Source organism: Ruegeria sp. ABM4_193, assembly GCF_056158705.1.
In genome coordinates this window covers 1,252,725-1,270,038 of record NZ_JBSWTT010000001.1, presented here as the reverse complement: position 1 = coordinate 1,270,038, position 17,314 = coordinate 1,252,725, and the positions used below count along the sequence as shown (strand labels likewise).

At 58.3% G+C, this 17,314-nt stretch carries 18 protein-coding genes; 3 read left to right on the top strand and 15 right to left on the bottom strand.

Features of this window, described 5'->3' with window-relative positions; translation table 11 throughout:
• Positions 1 to 31: 31 nt before the first annotated feature.
• From ACXADZ_RS06360 to ACXADZ_RS06340, 5 genes are all read right to left on the bottom strand, one after another.
• Entirely contained in the window at positions 32 to 598 is a 567-nt protein-coding gene (locus ACXADZ_RS06360) for a sarcosine oxidase subunit gamma (protein WP_475193855.1), read from the bottom strand.
• On the bottom strand, positions 591 to 3,605 hold the full coding sequence (locus tag ACXADZ_RS06355; protein ID WP_475193852.1) for a sarcosine oxidase subunit alpha family protein: 3,015 nt from the start codon (positions 3,603 to 3,605) through the stop codon (positions 591 to 593). The genes ACXADZ_RS06360 and ACXADZ_RS06355 overlap by 8 nt, the downstream gene beginning before the upstream one ends.
• Positions 3,606 to 3,669: 64 nt before the next feature.
• Positions 3,670 to 4,002, bottom strand: coding sequence for a sarcosine oxidase subunit delta (locus tag ACXADZ_RS06350; protein WP_475193848.1), 333 nt, complete (start codon positions 4,000 to 4,002; stop codon positions 3,670 to 3,672).
• Positions 3,996 to 4,304 carry a hypothetical protein gene (locus ACXADZ_RS06345; RefSeq protein ID WP_475193843.1) on the bottom strand — a complete coding sequence of 103 codons (309 nt, stop codon included), beginning with the start codon at positions 4,302 to 4,304 and terminating at the stop codon, positions 3,996 to 3,998. Before ACXADZ_RS06345 ends, ACXADZ_RS06350 begins: the two co-directional genes overlap by 7 nt.
• Complete coding sequence (locus ACXADZ_RS06340; RefSeq protein WP_171090825.1) at positions 4,304 to 5,548, bottom strand: sarcosine oxidase subunit beta family protein; 1,245 nt, start codon at positions 5,546 to 5,548, stop codon at positions 4,304 to 4,306. Before ACXADZ_RS06340 ends, ACXADZ_RS06345 begins: the two co-directional genes overlap by 1 nt.
• A 176-nt stretch (positions 5,549 to 5,724) precedes the next feature.
• Here ACXADZ_RS06340 and ccmI point away from each other — a divergent pair, with 176 nt between their 5' ends.
• From ccmI to ACXADZ_RS06325, 3 genes are read left to right on the top strand one after another with little or no spacing between them, the layout of a single operon-like run.
• Positions 5,725 to 6,945, top strand: a complete 1,221-nt coding sequence (ccmI, locus tag ACXADZ_RS06335; protein ID WP_475193835.1) for a c-type cytochrome biogenesis protein CcmI — start codon at positions 5,725 to 5,727, stop codon at positions 6,943 to 6,945.
• Complete coding sequence (gene ruvX, locus ACXADZ_RS06330) at positions 6,942 to 7,406, top strand: Holliday junction resolvase RuvX (protein ID WP_171090829.1); 465 nt, start codon at positions 6,942 to 6,944, stop codon at positions 7,404 to 7,406. The genes ccmI and ruvX overlap by 4 nt, the downstream gene beginning before the upstream one ends.
• An 18-nt stretch (positions 7,407 to 7,424) precedes the next feature.
• The gene (locus ACXADZ_RS06325; RefSeq protein ID WP_171090831.1) at positions 7,425 to 7,658 is read left to right on the top strand and encodes a DUF1289 domain-containing protein; all 234 of its coding nucleotides are present in this window, start codon (positions 7,425 to 7,427) and stop codon (positions 7,656 to 7,658) included.
• A gap of 4 nt (positions 7,659 to 7,662) precedes the next feature.
• On the opposite strand, the gene ACXADZ_RS06320 is transcribed toward ACXADZ_RS06325, so the two are convergent.
• The 10 genes from ACXADZ_RS06320 to ACXADZ_RS06275 form a co-directional block, all read right to left on the bottom strand.
• Positions 7,663 to 7,803 carry a hypothetical protein gene (locus tag ACXADZ_RS06320; protein ID WP_475193829.1) on the bottom strand — a complete coding sequence of 47 codons (141 nt, stop codon included), beginning with the start codon at positions 7,801 to 7,803 and terminating at the stop codon, positions 7,663 to 7,665.
• A gap of 425 nt (positions 7,804 to 8,228) precedes the next feature.
• Positions 8,229 to 8,957: a SpoIIAA family protein gene (locus ACXADZ_RS06315; RefSeq protein ID WP_171668502.1), complete on the bottom strand. Its 729-nt coding sequence runs from the start codon at positions 8,955 to 8,957 to the stop codon at positions 8,229 to 8,231.
• 36 nt (positions 8,958 to 8,993) lie between these two features.
• Entirely contained in the window at positions 8,994 to 9,776 is a 783-nt protein-coding gene (locus ACXADZ_RS06310; RefSeq protein ID WP_475193827.1) for a hypothetical protein, read from the bottom strand.
• Positions 9,773 to 10,597, bottom strand: coding sequence for a sulfite exporter TauE/SafE family protein (locus tag ACXADZ_RS06305; protein WP_171090837.1), 825 nt, complete (start codon positions 10,595 to 10,597; stop codon positions 9,773 to 9,775). The genes ACXADZ_RS06310 and ACXADZ_RS06305 overlap by 4 nt, the downstream gene beginning before the upstream one ends.
• Positions 10,598 to 10,612: 15 nt before the next feature.
• Positions 10,613 to 11,608, bottom strand: coding sequence for a tRNA dihydrouridine(20/20a) synthase DusA (gene dusA, locus ACXADZ_RS06300; RefSeq protein WP_475193824.1), 996 nt, complete (start codon positions 11,606 to 11,608; stop codon positions 10,613 to 10,615).
• A gap of 279 nt (positions 11,609 to 11,887) precedes the next feature.
• Positions 11,888 to 13,141: a Coenzyme F420 hydrogenase/dehydrogenase, beta subunit C-terminal domain gene (locus tag ACXADZ_RS06295; RefSeq protein WP_475193823.1), complete on the bottom strand. Its 1,254-nt coding sequence runs from the start codon at positions 13,139 to 13,141 to the stop codon at positions 11,888 to 11,890.
• Positions 13,138 to 13,902, bottom strand: a complete 765-nt coding sequence (cysQ, locus tag ACXADZ_RS06290) for a 3'(2'),5'-bisphosphate nucleotidase CysQ (RefSeq protein WP_475193820.1) — start codon at positions 13,900 to 13,902, stop codon at positions 13,138 to 13,140. The genes ACXADZ_RS06295 and cysQ overlap by 4 nt, the downstream gene beginning before the upstream one ends.
• A gap of 11 nt (positions 13,903 to 13,913) precedes the next feature.
• Complete coding sequence (locus ACXADZ_RS06285) at positions 13,914 to 15,671, bottom strand: bifunctional sulfate adenylyltransferase/adenylylsulfate kinase (RefSeq protein WP_475193815.1); 1,758 nt, start codon at positions 15,669 to 15,671, stop codon at positions 13,914 to 13,916.
• A gap of 13 nt (positions 15,672 to 15,684) precedes the next feature.
• Positions 15,685 to 16,440, bottom strand: a complete 756-nt coding sequence (locus ACXADZ_RS06280) for a sulfotransferase-like domain-containing protein (protein ID WP_475193811.1) — start codon at positions 16,438 to 16,440, stop codon at positions 15,685 to 15,687.
• A 5-nt stretch (positions 16,441 to 16,445) separates the two neighbouring features.
• Positions 16,446 to 17,282: a hypothetical protein gene (locus ACXADZ_RS06275; protein WP_171090845.1), complete on the bottom strand. Its 837-nt coding sequence runs from the start codon at positions 17,280 to 17,282 to the stop codon at positions 16,446 to 16,448.
• Positions 17,283 to 17,314: the final 32 nt, after the last annotated feature.

The following is a 17,314-nucleotide window of genomic DNA, read 5'->3' as shown; positions in this document are numbered from 1 at the left end:
CCCCGGATGATCCGGGGCTTTTAACTTTCTATCAATAAACGCCAACCTCACTGCCCGGCTGCGCGGCAACCTTCAGCAATTTAAAGACGTAGTCCGCAGCGGAGCGGAAGCACACAACGCGGAAGGTCTGATCGTCGTCCATCCAGAATGCGCCAGCCACCTGCGCAAGGCGCGAACGGCGGATCTGGCCGGGTTGGAATGCCTCTGCCGACAGCTCAACCGGGGCCAGCTTGCCCAATACTTCACGCGCGCTGGCACCCGAGATGCTGAATACCGCACGCGCATCCGAGACGTTGACCGCCAGAGCATGCGTGCCGCTGAGCGCGTTGGTCATTGCCGCCAGTTTGGCCTCGACCTCGGCGTAAGGCACCAACACCAGCAATTCATCGGTAGACATCCAAGCCACGCCGGTGTCGCCCTTGACCAACGCCTCGCGCTGACCCGGCACTTTCTGCCCGGTTGCGTCCTTGACGGCTTTGGCCAGCACCTTGTCGGACAGATCACCGCGCAGGGTGATCATGCCTTGCAGGCCACATTCCGCGATCTTGGCGATGCCGTCATAGCTGGCGTGGTTCAGTGCGCTGATGGGTTCAGACATTCTGCTTCTCCCCGTCCTTGTCGAAGAAGATCGGGTCCACGATCTTGGCTTTGTAGGTTTTACCGTCGGTGCCTGGGAATTCGACAATCTCACCCATGCGATCCGGGCCGTGCTTGATCAGGCCCATGGCGATGCCTTTGCCCAGATTGGCCGAGTAATAGGTCGAGGTCACGCGCCCGATCATGTTGCGCTGACCGTTGGCGTTGACGCCTTCGCCCACCGCATAGGCACCGTCGGGAATGACAGAACCATCCACAGTCTCAAGACCGACCAGTTTCCAGCGCTCTGGATCGGTCATATGGCTGCGCGAATGGGCCCGCTTACCGAGGTAATCCTCTTTCTTTTTCGACAAGGCCCAGTGCAGCCCCAGATCCTGCGGGATCACGGTGCCGTCCGTCTCGTCACCGATCATGATAAAGCCCTTCTCGGCCCGCAGGATGTGCAGACATTCGGTGCCGTACGGCATCACTCCGAATTCTTTACCCGCCTCCATCAAGGCATCCCAGAATGCCTGACCTTGGCTTGCAGGAACAGCGATCTCATAGGACAGCTCACCCGAGAACGAGATGCGGTACGCGCGGCAATCGAAGTCACCGATCTTGCCATCACGCCATTCCATGAATGGCAGCGCCTCTTTGCTGACATCCATGCCGCCCAGTTTCTCGAGCACCTTGCGCGCGTTCGGTCCGACCACGGCGACTTGCGCATATTGCTCGGTCACGTTGGCGACGTAGACTTTCCAATCCCACCATTCAGTCTGCAGCCATTCTTCCATGTGACCATGGATGCGCTCGGCCCCGCCGGTGGTGGTGTGGCACAGCCACGTATCCTCATCGATGCGGGCAACAACACCGTCGTCGATCAGGAAGCCGTTTTCCGAACACATCAGGCCATAGCGGCATTTGCCAACCTTCAGCGTGGACATCATGTTGGTGTACATCATGTCCAGGAACTTGCCTGCATCAGGCCCTTTGACGATCAGTTTTCCCAGTGTCGATGCGTCCAGTAATCCGAGGTTTTCGCGCGTGTTCTTCACTTCGCGGTTCACTGCGTCATGCACGGATTCACCGGGACGAACATAGGCATATGTCCGGCGCCAGTGGCCGACAGGTTCCCAATCGGCACCGTTCTTGTCATGCCAGTTGTGCATCGGAGTCTGACGGATCGGCTGGAATACTTCACCCCGCGCCTCGCCCCCGATCGCACCCATCGAAATGGGCGTATAGGGCGGACGGAAGGTGGTGGTGCCGACCTTGGGAATCTCTGACTCAAGTGCATCAGCAAGGATCGCCAAGCCGTTGATATTGCTCAGCTTACCCTGATCGGTCGCCATGCCCAGCGTGGTGTAACGCTTGGTGTGCTCGACGCTTTCATACCCTTCGCGCGCCGCCAGCTGAACGTCGGACACTTTGACATCGTTCTGGAAGTCCAGCCAGGACTTAGCCCGCAGTTGGATTTCAGCATTGGCAGGCATCAGCCAAACAGCTTCCATCGGTGCCTCGGCAGTGGTTTCACCAACCGGGGCTTTGGTGCGTTTGGGCGTGTGACCGACTGCCTTGCCTGCGGCTTTACCCGCTGCGTCTGCGTCTTTCAGCACATCCGCCAGAGCCAACGGACCATTCGAGCTGCCAGCAGCAAGAACAAAGCCTTCACCATCAGCACCTAGCGGTGGGCGATCAGGATCGGGGCGGAAATGCGCGTGCGCCTCGTCCCAGATCAGTTTGCCGCCGCAGTGCGACCACATATGCACAACCGGAGACCAGCCGCCTGACATGGCGACCGCATCGGCTTCGACCTCATCGCGCGCGCCGCCGATACCCTCTTGGTTACAGATGGCGACTTTCTTGACGCGTTTGCCGCCCTTGACCTTCGCGATGGCCTTGCCAGGATCAACGCGGATACCAAGGTCCCGCGCCTCTTGCGCCAGAGGGCCAGCAGATGCACGGGCGTCAACCACGCGCAGAACATCAACACCGGCCTGTTTCAACAAGATCGCGGTGCGATAGGCGTCGTCGTTGTTGGTGGCAACAATTACGCGCTCACCGGGTGTTACACCCCAGTTCACAACATAGTCGCGCATCGCAGATGCCAGCATCACGCCCGGCACATCGTTGCCCGCGAATGACAACGGACGCTCAATTGCGCCGGTGGCGGTGACAACCTGTTTGGCCCGGATGCGCCACAACCGATGACGCGGACCCTGAACACCCGGCGTATGGTCTGTCAGACGCTCATATCCCAGTACATAACCGTGGTCATAGACGCCCGCGCCCATACAGCGCGCGCGCATGGTAACGTTGTCCATTGTTTCGAGTTCGGAAACTAATTGTTCCACGAACTTATCCACAGGCTCGCCATTCACCGTACCGCCGTCAACCGGAGCGCGACCGCCCCAATGCGCGGTCTGCTCGATCAGCAGAACCTTGGCACCGGATTGCGCGGCCGTTTTGGCGGCCTGCAGCCCGGCGACACCACCGCCGATCACCAACACATCGGTAAAGGCGTAGAAGTGTTCATAGGTATCCGCGTCGCGGCTGTCTTTGTCAGGCGCTTTGCCCAGACCAGCAGATTGACGGATGAAGGGCTCGTAGACGTGTTTCCAGAACGGTTTCGGATGGATGAACGTCTTGTAGTAGAAACCGGCGGGCAGGAACCGCGCCAAAGCCGTGTTCACTGCACCGATGTCGAACTCGAGGTTCGGCCAGTGGTTCTGAGAGATCGCGTTCAGCCCGTTGAACAACTCGGTCGTTGTCGCGCGCTGGTTCGGCTCGAAACGATTGCCTTGCCCCAGACCAACCAAAGCGTTCGGCTCTTCCGCACCGCTGGCGACAACGCCACGCGGCCGGTGGTACTTGAAGGAACGGCCCATCATCATCTGATCATTGGCCAGCAGCGCCGAGGCGAGCGTATCGCCTTCATAGCCCTGCATCGCAGTGCCGTTGAACGTAAATGTGACCTTTTTCGACCGGTCAATCAGCCGGCCCTGTTTTGCGAGACGGGTGCTCATGGTGCGGACCTTTCGCAGGTGGAGGCGTCAGAGCCTCCGGCGGGAGTGTTTTTGAAAACGTGAATCATACGGAGAACTCTCTCCATGACCATCCGGGGCGCTTGGCGGTGATGGCGTCCTTGATCTCTTGCGGTGGCTCGGTGGTCTGGGCCGGATAGGTGCCGAAGACTTCGAGCGTTTGTGTGCAGCGCGCGGCGTGGAACCACTTGCCGCAGCCGTTGGCATGGCGCCAGCGTTCAAAGTGAACACCTTTGGGGTTTTCGCGCATAAACAGGTAGTCGTGGAATTCATCATCCGACGAACCGGGGCCATAGCGTTTCAGATGTGCTTCGCCACCAGCAGCCAGTTCAGTTTCTTCGGCGGCAACGCCACAGTATGGGCATGTCAGGATCAGCATTTTGTCACCCTTTCGACGGCAGGCTGAAAACGGGTTTCGATCAAGCCAAAGTTGAACGAACCGCGTTGAATGCCTACATTCGTTGTATGGATATTGTTTTCATTATAGTCGGGGGCGTTCTGGCCGTCGGCATATTGATTGCTATCGCAGAACGCAAACGCGGTCGGAACTTTCTTAGGCATGACTTGAACCTGGCCGAACGAGTCGACCCCCATACCAAAGCCGAACACACCCGCGCGGTTGATCATCTTGGCCACGGCGGAGCGCGCGGCGGAGCTTTTGGAGCATCGAACGATCACCATTAGTGCGCCACCCCAGCAGCGACGCTTTCGTCGATAAAGCGGCCCTCTTTGAAGCGATCGAGAGTAAAGGCTTCGGTTAGCGGCGAATGGCCGGTGGCCATCAGCTGTGCCATGCCCCAGCCGGACCCCGGGATCGCCTTGAAGCCGCCAGTCCCCCAACCACAGTTGATGAAACAGCCACCCAGCGGTGTCTTGGACAAAATCGGGGACCGGTCGCCGGTCATATCCACGATCCCACCCCATTGACGCAGCATTTTCAGGCGCGAGATCATGGGGAAGGTCTCGACCAAAGCGCGGACGGTTTCCTCGATGTGATGGAACGAGCCGCGCTGGGTGTAGTTGTTGAACCCGTCGGTGCCGCCACCGATCACCATCTCACCCTTGTCGGACTGAGACATATAGCCGTGCACGGTGTTCGCCATCACGACCACATCCATGCAGGGTTTGATCGGTTCCGACACCAGTGCCTGCAATGCAATCGCTTCTAGCGGCAAACGGAAACCCGCCATTTCGGCCAGTTGCCCGGAATGGCCGGCAACGACGATGCCCAGCTTGTCACAATCGATGGCGCCTTTGGTGGTGTCGACGCCAACCACTCGGCCGTTATCCGAGCGCACGCCGGTGACTTCACATTGCTGAATGATGTCCATCCCCATGGCAGAACAGGCACGGGCATAACCCCAGGCCACGGCATCGTGGCGCGCGGTGCCGCCGCGTTCCTGCCACAACGCGCCCAAAACCGGATAGCGCGGACCGTCCAGATTGATGATCGGCACCAGTTCCTTGACGCGCTCGGGCGTAATCCATTCAGTTTTCACGCCCTGCAAAGCGTTGGCATGGGCCGTGCGTTGATAGCCGCGAATCTCGTGCTGTGTCTGCGCCAGCATCATCACGCCACGCGGGCTGAACATGATATTGTAGTTCAGGTCCTGGCTAAGATCCTCGTAGAGGCCCCGCGCCTTTTCATAAAGGGCTGCCGAAGGGTCCTGCAGATAGTTGGACCGGATAATCGTGGTGTTACGGCCGGTGTTGCCACCACCCAGCCAGCCTTTTTCGATCACCGCGACATTCTGAATGCCGTAGTTCTTGCCAAGGTAATACGCAGTCGCCAGACCGTGCCCGCCTGCGCCAATGATGATGACGTCATATTTCTTCTTGGGTTCGGGTGAACGCCAGGCGCGTTCCCATCCGGTGTGATAGCGCAGCGCTTCCCGCGCCACAGCAAAGGCTGAATAATGTTTCATGTGCGAATCCATCCGGTTCGGTGATTGGGCGCAGATATGCCGTGTACGTGCATTTTACCCCTGCCGTGCAACGCCGCAATATCGCACTATTGCGACATGTCGTTCATTCGCGGCCATTTGTCCCTTTTGTCGGGCGGCGCGTAGGTCTAAGTCAGGACAGCATCTTCGGAGGGACCATGACGTTCTGGGTTCTGATTTTCATTGTCGCGCTTCTGATTGCGGCTTTCCTTTGCTTTACCCTGCTGCGCAACCGCCGCGCGGAAAAGCCTGCAGCCGCATATGACCTTGAGGTATACCGCGAACAATTGGCGGGGGTTGATAAAGACCTTGCGCGCGGCGTGATTGGCGAGGCAGACGCCGAACGGGTTCGCACCGAAATCTCTCGTCGCATTCTGGCTGCGGACGAGAATTTGAAAAAGGGCGGTGCCGCGTCTGGCCCGTCGCGGGCTGTGTCCATCGTCTCGGTGGTGGTGATCGCGCTGATCCTGATCGGTGGAGCGATGGCGCTGTATGATCGCACCGGCGCCGTCGGTTTGCCGGACATGCCACTGACGGCTCGGTTGGAGCTTGCCGAAGATGTCCGGGCCAACCGACCACCCCAAAACGCCGCCGAGCAACTGGCGACTCCGCCCCAGCCTGCACAGCTGGACGAAAGCTATGCGGCGCTGCTGAAACAACTGCGAGATACAGTCGCCAACCGTCCAAATGATCTGCAGGGCCAGATGCTGTTGGCACAACACGAAACAAATGCAGGTAATTTCAAGGCGGGATATACCGCACAGCAAAAGGTAATCGAACTGTCCGGTGATGCGGCAACTGCGGACGCCTATGCCGATCTTGCCGAAATGATGATCTTTGCGGCTGGCGGCTATGTCTCGCCCGAAGCGGAACAAGCCCTGACCGAGGCATTGAACCGAGATCCACGCCACGGGCCCGCCCGGTATTATTGGGGGCAAATGCTGGCGCAGGTCGGACGGCCCGATCTGGCCTATCGCATGTGGGTGCAAACCTTGCAGGAAGCCCCAAGCGGCGCGCCCTGGGCCGGGGCCATTCGGGCGCAACTGGATGAACTTGCTTTCCGTGCAGGAGTCTTCAATGCACCGGACCTGAGTGCAGCGTCAGGTCCAAGCCAGGACGACGTGAATGCCGCCGCCGAATTGACCCCTGAAGAACGGCAAGAGATGATTCAGGGAATGGTGAACCAACTGTCTGACCGACTGGCAACCGAAGGCGGCGCGCCCGAAGAGTGGGCTCGCCTGATCGCAGCCTTGGGCGTTCTGGGTCAGGGCCAGCGGGCCATCGACATTCACAAAGAGGCCATGCAAGTATTTGCCGGGAATTCCGAAGCGCTTGAAATCCTTGACGCAGCCGCGTTGCAGGCCGGGATTGCCCAATGATCCATGACGTCTTTGAAGAGTTCGCTGCGGCGTTGTCGCCGATGACCGCATTGATGGGTCTCGATCTTGGCGAAAAGACAATCGGTGTTGCCGTCTCTGACCGGATGCGCGGCGTGGCCAGTCCGTTGGAAACAGTTAGGCGCAAGAAATTCACCTTGGATTCCGCTCGTCTGATTGAGATTGTGACCGACCGTGAGATCGGCGGCATACTGTTGGGATTGCCGAAAAACATGGATGGGTCCGAAGGCCCACGCTGCCAGTCAACGCGGGCTTTTGCGCGAAACTTGTCACGTTTGACGGATCTGCCAATCGGTTTCTGGGACGAGCGGCTCAGCACCGTTGCGGCAGAAAAAGCACTGCTTGAGGCGGATACGACACGAAAACGTCGCGGACAGGTTATTGATCACGTTGCTGCCGGTTATATCTTGCAAGGGGCGCTGGACAGGCTGCGCTTTTTGTAACGAGGTCGGAGACCGTCAATGACGAATATGGTGTGGAAACGGAATGAGGTCGAAAGCCCTTGCGTCCAGATCTGCGTTGTTCATCCGACCGAACGCATCTGCACGGGCTGCTATCGCACGATCGACGAAATCACGCGCTGGTCCAAAATGGACAGCTCCGAACGTGCCGACATAATGGATGATCTGCCCTCGCGCAAACCACGGCTTGCCAAACGGCGTGGCGGACGAGCAGCCCGACTGAACGGCTCCTGAGCTATCAGCCCACTTTTTTTCGCGCTTTGGATTGAGCGTGCCAGCCCCTGAGCGGGATCGGTTTGCGCAATTCCTTGCGGAACAAAACAGTCATCTCTGATCGCGTCGCCTTGTCGTGCCGAACAGCTTCGCGTTTTTGTGTCACGCGCCAATTGTCCGACGTGCTGCGGTTAAGAAATCTTCCTATCAGACCTTTAAGTGTCATTTCAGAATTCCCGCTTAAAAAACAATGTCGCTGCGGGTCGAGTTCGAGCTCCGAGGGTTCAAGCTCTTGAACGTGACTGTTCTACGTGAGTGGTGACCCGCAGCGACAAAGCGTGGCTAAAGGTGTTTCCCGTAAAAATTAGGGGGAAAACACCTGGGTTTTGATCTTTTTTGACGCGCTGATCAATAAAAACCCAATATGACGCAAAATTCCCTAACGTCACAATTTGGCTCAGCCGACGTGGCAAAAGGCGAATAATCCGCGCGATCCCGGAAAAACCGCCTGTGGATTGCGAATCGTAACGGAGTTTGCGGGCAAAAAAAGCGGTCAAAAGTTGACCGCTATCTTTTGAATCCCGCCAGAAACTAACCTGTCGCCAGCCAGTTCTTCGCGTTGTCGAACTCTTCAGAAGAGAAGAACTGAGTGCGTGTGCCCAGAACATGACTGGCAACCTTCTGGGCCATATGCTGCCAGCTTTTGTCCCCTACAATGGCCGCCCGGTCCAACAGACCGATATGGCGGCTGGCCAACCGAAAATGCGCAGCCAGGGCAGACAACCCCTGCCAGCCGTCAAATTCCCGCAGGTCAATCAACAGGCGAAAACCGGCGCGATCCTGAAGCAATACGTCCAGATCACGCTCTGCCTGCTTGTACTCCTCGGGGTCCAGCTTGCCCAACAGACTGATCTGCACACAAGGCCCACCCAGGTCTGTCAGGTGTATCGATCCCAGCGACTCGCGCATCCAACGGCGGGCTGCTTCCAGATCGGCCAAGTCAAATAATTGCACAGGGCACGGCAAGATCGGGGCTGCCAGCCGAATACTGGTCTGCACCCACCCCTGATCAGCAACAACGGCGATCCGGTCAAAGCCACGCCAGTGACTTAGCCCCAGCTTCGTGTCAGACCATGCCGCACCCAGATCATATCCTTTGAACTCGGGCTGCACGATGGCCAGCAGACGCACCGAGTCATGCTCGGCCAGCGCGGCTTCAATCGCGGGGACCAGAGTGTTTGTGTAGTCGGCACTTGTAACCTGCCCCGACAACTCGACCTCAATCAGTGCGCCATCTGAATTCGTATGGACCGTAATCATCCGTCAATGCCTCCAAAGCCAAATAACGGCAGGAGGTTAGGCAGATTCGATCCATTCGGCTACACCTCCGGCACATTCGGGGCGGAAATAGGCAATCATCCGTCCATCTGGCCCTGCCGTCGCGGCGTCGGCCCAAGGTGCAACACCGTGCAAACAGTGGCGATGCAACAGATAGGCTTCGCCGGGTTTGGCGGGCAATTCAATCCGTGGACAAGTCTCGAACACCTCGCGACGCGCGGCCTGGTAAATGTCGGTTACATCAACTTCGTGCAGCGCCTCGTTTGACCTGCCATTCAGCGCATCCCTGAACGCAGCGCCCAGAATGTGGTGGCTGCCTTCCCACAACACCATGGGCGACGCATCCGGGCTGACCTCGGTCAGGGGAATGCCCAATATCCACGCATGAGGCTCATCCACGCGTCGGCGGCGATCTGGTCCCATCGGACGCAAGCCATCCACATGGGCCGCATCCCGGTTCCGGCGATACCGGGTCGCGGCCTCATTCTCACCACGACGCGGGCGCGGGTAACCCGGATAAATGACCGACACCTGCCCTTTGTGCAGGGGTAAATCACCATAATGTTTGCGAATAAACGACACGGCTTGCCCAGATAAAGGCGCAGACTGACCAACCCTACCCTGCGTGTCGTTGGGCAGTGCATCTACGCCGATGAACCATGTCCCTTCACAGTCTAACCATTCCGCATGAGCCGAGTCTGAAGTCGAGGCGCGGGCTGCGGGCAACGCATGGCTGACCCACTCGGCCAGCGACGGGTCATTGGCAAACTTTACCCAGCCCTTGGCCCAAAAATCACTCATAGGCCAATTGCCTTCCGCAGCATGTTCAGCGCCACCAGCGTCAGAAACACGGCGAAGACCCGCTTTAGGGGTTTCGGATCCATAGCATGCGCCAGTTTCACACCCAAGGGTGCGGTCATCATCGTCATCGCAACAACAACGGCAAAGGCCACAAGATTGACGGCCCCGATTGTCAACGGAGGGCGGTGTTCGGGCGCAATTTCGAGAAACAGAAAGCCAATAACCGACGGCACTGCGATGATCACACCAAAGCCTGCCGCTGTTGCGACCGCACGGTGGATCGGGGTGTTATAAAGGCTCATCAGCGGAACGCCAAAACTGCCACCCCCGATTCCCATCAGAACCGAAAGAAAGCCCACCATGGGCGACAGAACTGCCCTTTTGATCCCCCCCGGCATGACATCGCCCAGCCGCCATTCAGCACGGCCCAGCCCAAGATACGCGCCGATCACCATACCCAGAACGCCAAACAAAGCCTGCAGGGCCTCGGTCCGCAGGGCAGATGCGACCAGAACACCGATGACCGCACCGATGACGATACCCGGGCCCCAGCCACGCAATATATCCCAATCCACTGCACCCTTTTTGTTATGCGCCATTACTGAACGAACCGATGTCACAATGATCGTGGCAAGCGACGTCGCCAAACACAGCTGCATCAGTTGCGGGCCGCCATAGCCAAGGGTTTGGAACGCATAAAAGAACGCGGGGACAAGGACGATACCTCCGCCGACCCCCAGCAACCCGGCCAGAACGCCTGCAAGCGCCCCGATCACAAGCAAAAGGCCCAACATCTGGGCCAGCAACATCGTTTCGGGCATTGTTCCCCCTGCCTGTTACGCCTCTGCCATCGGCGCAACGTGGTTCAGCGCCTGCAACATCACTTCTGGCCCGGCCCCTTTGTGAACGGCCCCTTCGGACAAGGCGCGCCGCCACGCGCGGGCGCCGGGGCGACCGGCAAAAAGACCGAGCATATGTCGCGTGATCTGGTGCAAGCGTCCACCTTTGGCAAGGTGCTGATCGACATAGGGCACCATTTGTTGAACGATCGCAATCGGATCTCGCGCGTCTCCAACGCCAAAGATACGCGGGTCGGCCTCAGACAGGATGTCTCCTGGTTGGTGATAGGCGGCACGTCCGATCATCACCCCGTCCAGACCTGCGTCCAAATGAACCTTCACCTCGTTCAGTGATGTGATGCCACCGTTGATTGAGATATGAAGGTCGGGAAACGCCGCCTTCATCCGATGCACCAGATCGTAATCCAAAGGCGGAATGTCCCGGTTTTCTTTGGGGCTGAGCCCTTGCAACCAGGCCTTACGCGCGTGAATAGTCACTCTTTGGCACCCCGCACTGCGGATCTGGTCCAAAAACGCAGGCAAAACCTCCTCGGGGTTTTGGTCGTCCACACCGATGCGGCATTTGACGGTCACGTCTACATCCACCGCCGCGCGCATAGCGGATACGCAATCGGCAACACGACCGGGATCCTTCATCAGAACCGCGCCAAAGGTGCCCGATTGCACCCGGTCCGACGGGCAACCGCAATTGAGGTTGATCTCATCATACCCAGCCTCGGCCCCCAGCCGCGCCGCTTGCGCCAGCTCTTCCGGGTCTGACCCGCCCAATTGCAAAGCCACGGGATGTTCGTCTTGGGAATACTCTAGCAGATGCATCGCCCCACCCCGCACAAGTGCCGGGGCCGTCACCATCTCGGTATACAGCAAAGTCTCGGCGCTGAGCAGACGATGAAAAAACCGACAATGTCGATCGGTCCAGTCCATCATAGGTGCCACGCTTAAACGCGCTGCTTTTTGTGCGTTATTTTTCAAAGCGCTAGCTCCACACAGCTTTGAACTTCTTTGTGTACAAGCTCCTTGGTTTTTGCTGTGTTTCCGCAAATTGTCCAAGGATCTCGATTCGAGTGTCCTTGGGGTGTAGCACATCCAGAAGGCGCGAACAGCAGACGGATAGCTGCTCAGCACCGGGCCTTGTAATTGGCCTTGCTTTTGAGACGTATCTTGAACCGCCACCAAACTGCTATGGTGTTTCGGGTTCGATCAAGTCAATCCGTAAGCCTTTGCCCACAGGAACTGTGTGGGCAAAGCTCTTTATTCGGTGCCACTTAGTCTTCGGGCGCGTTCAAATGCCCCTTGTTCTTGTTTTGAATTTTCTGCAGCAGAGTTTTGATCGGAAAGCTCTTCAAGTCTCAAACCGTACGTCGCCGGAACAAGTTGACCCGCGCGTTTCATGCCTTTGAACCGGGCATACATGGATCGCTTTTTGGTGACCTGATGAGGTTGGGTTTTGTTCATGTAGTCGATGTCGACCTCTCCCCCAGCGGTCAGAAACCCATCAGCAATTGCAGCCTGCAACAGCGCTTCACCCCGAACGCTTCGAGTGATGATGGAATTGGTGCCGGGATCGGTTTTTGAAACTTCGCGATCCGGTGTGGCAACGGGCCATGTATCGGCGGCGGCAATGTCTGCGGCCTCACCAATACCATCCGGGCAAACCTTGCACCTAAACGGCAGTGACCAACAACTTTCATCCTCACCCCAGAAATCGAGATAGTGGAAATCGCGCGTGTCGCCATCTGCGGTCTTGATCGTCGTCGGCCCAGGACACCCGCGCCCGCGATAGCGCAGCCCGGTCACCTGCGCGCGCTCAATTCCGTTGTCGGCTAGAAACCGACCCATCGCCTGATCCGGCATGAAACCGCCACAGACCATCGCCATCATGTATTTGATCAGCCGGTTCACACGCGCGTCCTTGTGCGCGAGATTGCGGATCGCGTTCAGATCACAGGGCTTTGCCACAACAGCAAAAGGCTCTTCACGGTCCAATGCAGCCCCTAACCCGATCAGCGGCGCTGTTGGGCCATACCGAGACCCTGCCCCGCCCAGCACCTCTTCCACGGTTGTGGAAATCGTCGCCATACCAAAGGTCGGCTCGTCTTCCGAGGCTTTGACATGCAGGATGAACGAAACCCGACCCGAGTGCAGGAGGTATTGCGCCAGCGCGGTTAACACACCGGCTGTTGAGCCTTCATACCTGGTGTTGGCCTCGGACGCCCAAGCAAGCGACAGGCTGTGATATGGTCCCCAGACCAGATCATGGTGCGGTGCTGCCTTTGCGTCTTCGGGTGGAATAGCCTCACAGCGCGTTCCGGGGCAAATGTCGTACACAAGGTCGACATCCGCGTTGGACAGCTCCCCTTGGATCTTGGGGCGCAGTTCACCATCCTGCGCCTTCTCCATTTGCAGTTTTTCTGACCCGAGCACGGATTGGCACAGACCGCAGCCGATGCACAAACCGTCCTTCAGGATCTTGTCGAAACGTGTGTTCGGGTCGGTGTTTGTCATTCAAGCCCACCCCAAGCCACGAACGGGCCATTGCGGTAGTCCGTTTTACCGAATGTGAAATAGGTTTTGTCTGGATTGGTGACACGTCCGCCTGCGGCGGCCAGAACCGCGTGACCAGCGCCCGTATCCCATTCCATCGTCGGCCCGAAGCGGGGATAGACGTCCGCTTCACCCGCTGCCACCAGACAGAACTTGAGCGACGATCCGATCGAGGTAGTCTGGTCGATCCCATGATCGCTCAGCCAGGCGTCGGTATCGGCATCCCGGTGCGAGGCGCTGGCCACTGCAACGGCTCCGCTTTCCGGCACGTTACGCACACTGATTTTACGCGTCACTCCGCCACTGGTTTCCTCGGCCTCGTGTCCGACTATACCAACAAACATACGATCCAGCGCCGGAGCATACACAACGCCAAACACCGGACGGCCCTTTTCGATCAGCGCAATATTCACCGTGAAGCTGCCCTTGCCATCGCGTTTGAGGAACTCTTTGGTGCCGTCAAGCGGATCGACCAGGAAAAACGTCTCGGGGGCGGTCAGCGCATGGCTGGCCGCGTTTTCTTCCGAGATCACGGTGATGTCCGGGGCGGCGGCGTGAAGCGCTGGGAGTATGATCGCCTCTGCCGCCGCGTCCGCCTCGGTGACCGGAGAGCCATCGCCCTTGTATTCAGCCTCGGCGGGTTTCTGATAGACCTCCATGATCTTCGTCCCCGCTTCGCGGGCAACTGGAACCAAAGCGGCCTTCAATACATCCAGATCCATCGCCTGTCCTCTCACCAGCTGCCCGAGATCAGGCCCATCTGTTCCAGCTTCAGGATCACCTGATGGGCGCAGTTGTCCACATCTGTGCCCTGAGTCTCGATGCGCAATTCCGGGTTCTCCGGCACGTCATAAGGATCTGAGATTCCGGTGAATTCCTTGATCTTGCCCTCGCGCGCCAGCTTGTACAGACCCTTGCGGTCACGGCGTTCGCATTCCTCGATGCTGGTGGCCACATGGATCTCGACAAACGCACCAAAAGCTTCGATGTCCTCACGCACGGCCCGGCGGGTGGTGGCATAAGGGGCGATTGGTGCACAGATGGCGATGCCACCGTTCTTGGTGATCTCGGACGCCACATAGCCGATGCGGCGGATGTTCAGGTCGCGGTGCTCTTTCGAGAAACCCAGTTCCGAGCTGAGGTTCTTGCGGACCAGATCCCCATCCAGCAGTGTCACCGGGCGGCCGCCCATCTCCATCAGCTTGACCATCAGCGCGTTGGCGATGGTTGATTTGCCCGAGCCTGAAAAACCGGTGAAGAACACGGTAAAGCCCTGCTCGGCTCGCGGCGGTTTGGTTTTGCGCAGTTCCGCAACCACTTCGGGGAAGCTGAACCATTCAGGAATCTCCAGACCTTCGGCCAGACGGCGGCGCAGTTCGGTGCCGCTGATGTTCAGGATCGTCACCTTGTCCTTGTCTTTGATTTCGTCATTTGGCTCGTATTGCGCGCGTTCCTGCACGTAAACCATGTGCTTGAAATCGACCATTTCACAGCCGATCTCGCTCTGATGCGTGCGATACATATCTTGCGCGTCGTACGGCCCGTAAAAGTCCTCGCCTTGGCTGTTCTTCCCCGGACCGGCATGGTCGCGCCCGACGATGAAGTGCGTGCAGCCGTGGTTGGCGCGGATCAACCCGTGCCAGACCGCCTCTCGCGGGCCAGCCATGCGCATCGCCAGGTTCAACAGCGACATTGAGGTGGTGGATGCCGGGTATTTGTCCAGAACGGCCTCATAACACCGCACGCGGGTGAAGTGATCCACATCGCCCGGTTTGGTCATGCCGACCACAGGGTGGATCAGCAGGTTGGCCTGTGCTTCCTTCGCGGCGCGGAAGGTCAGTTCCTGATGCGCGCGGTGCAGCGGGTTGCGGGTTTGGAAGGCGACGACCTTTTGCCAGCCAACTTTACGAAAATAAGCGCGCAGCTCGTTTGGCGTGTCACGACGTGCTTTAAAGTCGTAATGCACCGGAGGCTGGATGCCTGTCACCGGACCGCCGAGATAGACCTTGCCAGCCACGTTGTGCAAGTAGTTGACTGCCGGGTGCGCGTCGTCGTCCGCGCCGAACACCTTCTCGGCCTCGCGCGCCTTGTCCGGCGTCCAGCGGTCGGTCACGGTCATGGTGGCAAGGATCACGCCTTCCTGATCGCGCAGGGCGATGTCCTGGCCCAGTTGGATGCTGTCGGCAAAGTCTTCGCTGACATCCAGCGTGATCGGCATTGGCCAGAGCGTGCCATCGGCCAGGCGCATATTCTCCACCACGCCGTCATAGTCGGCCTCGGTCAGGAAGCCCTTCAGAGGGTTGAACCCGCCATTCATCAGCAGTTCCAGATCGCAGATCTGGCGTGGGCTCAGGTCATGGCTGGTCAGATCCGCCGCCTCAACCTTCAGTTTCGCAGCCGAGTCATACGACACATAAAGCTCGGGGATCGGGCCATAGGGCATGACTTTTGCAGGGCGCGGAGCCGCCTCAGTTTTCACTTGCTTGTTCATTTTCCAAAGACTTTCAAACGGTTTCCGACACCCGGATGCGATGCTTATAGAGGTGATCGTAGTGGGGCTTCATCCGACGATGGACGCGACGCACACGTTCCGGAGCATCTGCCACTTCGATATATTTACGTTTTTGCGGCGTCAGGCCGGTGGATTGCGCCAGATTGGCGTGGAACGAGCCGCCATCCCACCAACTGTGCTCGGACGGGTCCCCGCCCGCTTCCCAGGTCAGCGCCTCTGGGATGAAGGGAATGCCAACGGAGTCGCAGAACGCCTTGGTCATGTCATGGGGGTTTTCCAGCAAGTCGTCGCTGTCGACAACCGGGGGGGTCTTGCCACCGTTCAGCGCCGTCAGCAGGTCGAACAGCGCGTGCTGCTCGGGGAAACCAACCTCCAGCTCATCGAAATCCGGCCATTTGTTGTACATGGACGAAATCGTCTTGGCCGGGTCGCGGATCAGGAACGCATGGGTGAAATACGACAGAAACTCAGGATCCCACATGTGGTTGATATAATGCGGGAAGTCTTTGATGAAGACCGGGCCTTTTTCGGCACGCGCTTTGATATCCGCCCATACGCTTTCCAGAGTGAGGCCGGGGGTCGTGACCTCACCCTCTTTGTAGCGCGGCCACATTGGGTCTTCACCTTGGTACCAGGCTTCGCCGAAAGGTTCGTGCAGGCAATCCAGATCGCCACGCTGGCGCATCATCCATTCAAACGCGGTCGAGGTAGAGCGGGGTATCGCCCAAAGAGCTACAATCTTGTGCATTCGCTTCAGTCTTTCAGTGAGGAGAGCAGGCTGCCCTGCTGGGTTTCCGGGGCCAGGCCCAGGGTTTTGAAGATGCGCCAGTAGAGCGCAGTGTCATGGCCGATGACCGGCTTGCCGAGGCGTTCTTCCAACTCGACCTCATAGTGAACCGGACGTTGCGCAATTCCGTCAGACGGACGGCGGTAATTGCTCATCCCGTTGATCAGATAGGCATCCACATTGGGGGCTTTGTCGGCGGTATAATCGAAGGACTTGTAAATCAGTTCTTCGTCAAAACACCAAATGCAATCATCGACCGCCTCTTGGCTGTCGAACCAACCCTGATCAAAGAAGTTGCCGGCCCAGACCACGTCGAACCCGGCTTCTTTCAGAAATCCTACAGTTCCTTGATACCATGTGTCCCTGTGATAGCAGGCGTTGAGCGCAACCTTTTCGACATTCTGATCCCGCAGCGCCTCGACCATCGAATAACCAGACATGTGAAACGGCGTTTCGTACTTGTCGCTCAGCATTTCGATATGTTGGCGGATGCCCTCAACACCCAGACCACTGGCGTGCACCCAGTTCGAACCGACTTGCCCGCAGACGTCAGCGCCGTTGTTGGCCATACATTCCATGTATTCTTCCAGCAGGCCAAAGTTCTTTTTACGCTGATCAAGGCGATGGGCGTAGTCCGGCACGTGAAGCATACGCCCGTGAACGCCCACACTGCGCGGAGCCATGCGCAGGAAGTCCGACGGGGCTGCATCAAAGTCATGCGGAGGGCAAGTGAAGCCCACCTGATGCGGGAACAGTTTAACCTTGGGGTTTTCCCACTTGGGCGGCTTTACGTAGGTGTTCATCGCTCTTCTTTTCCATTGGAGAATTCTAGCCG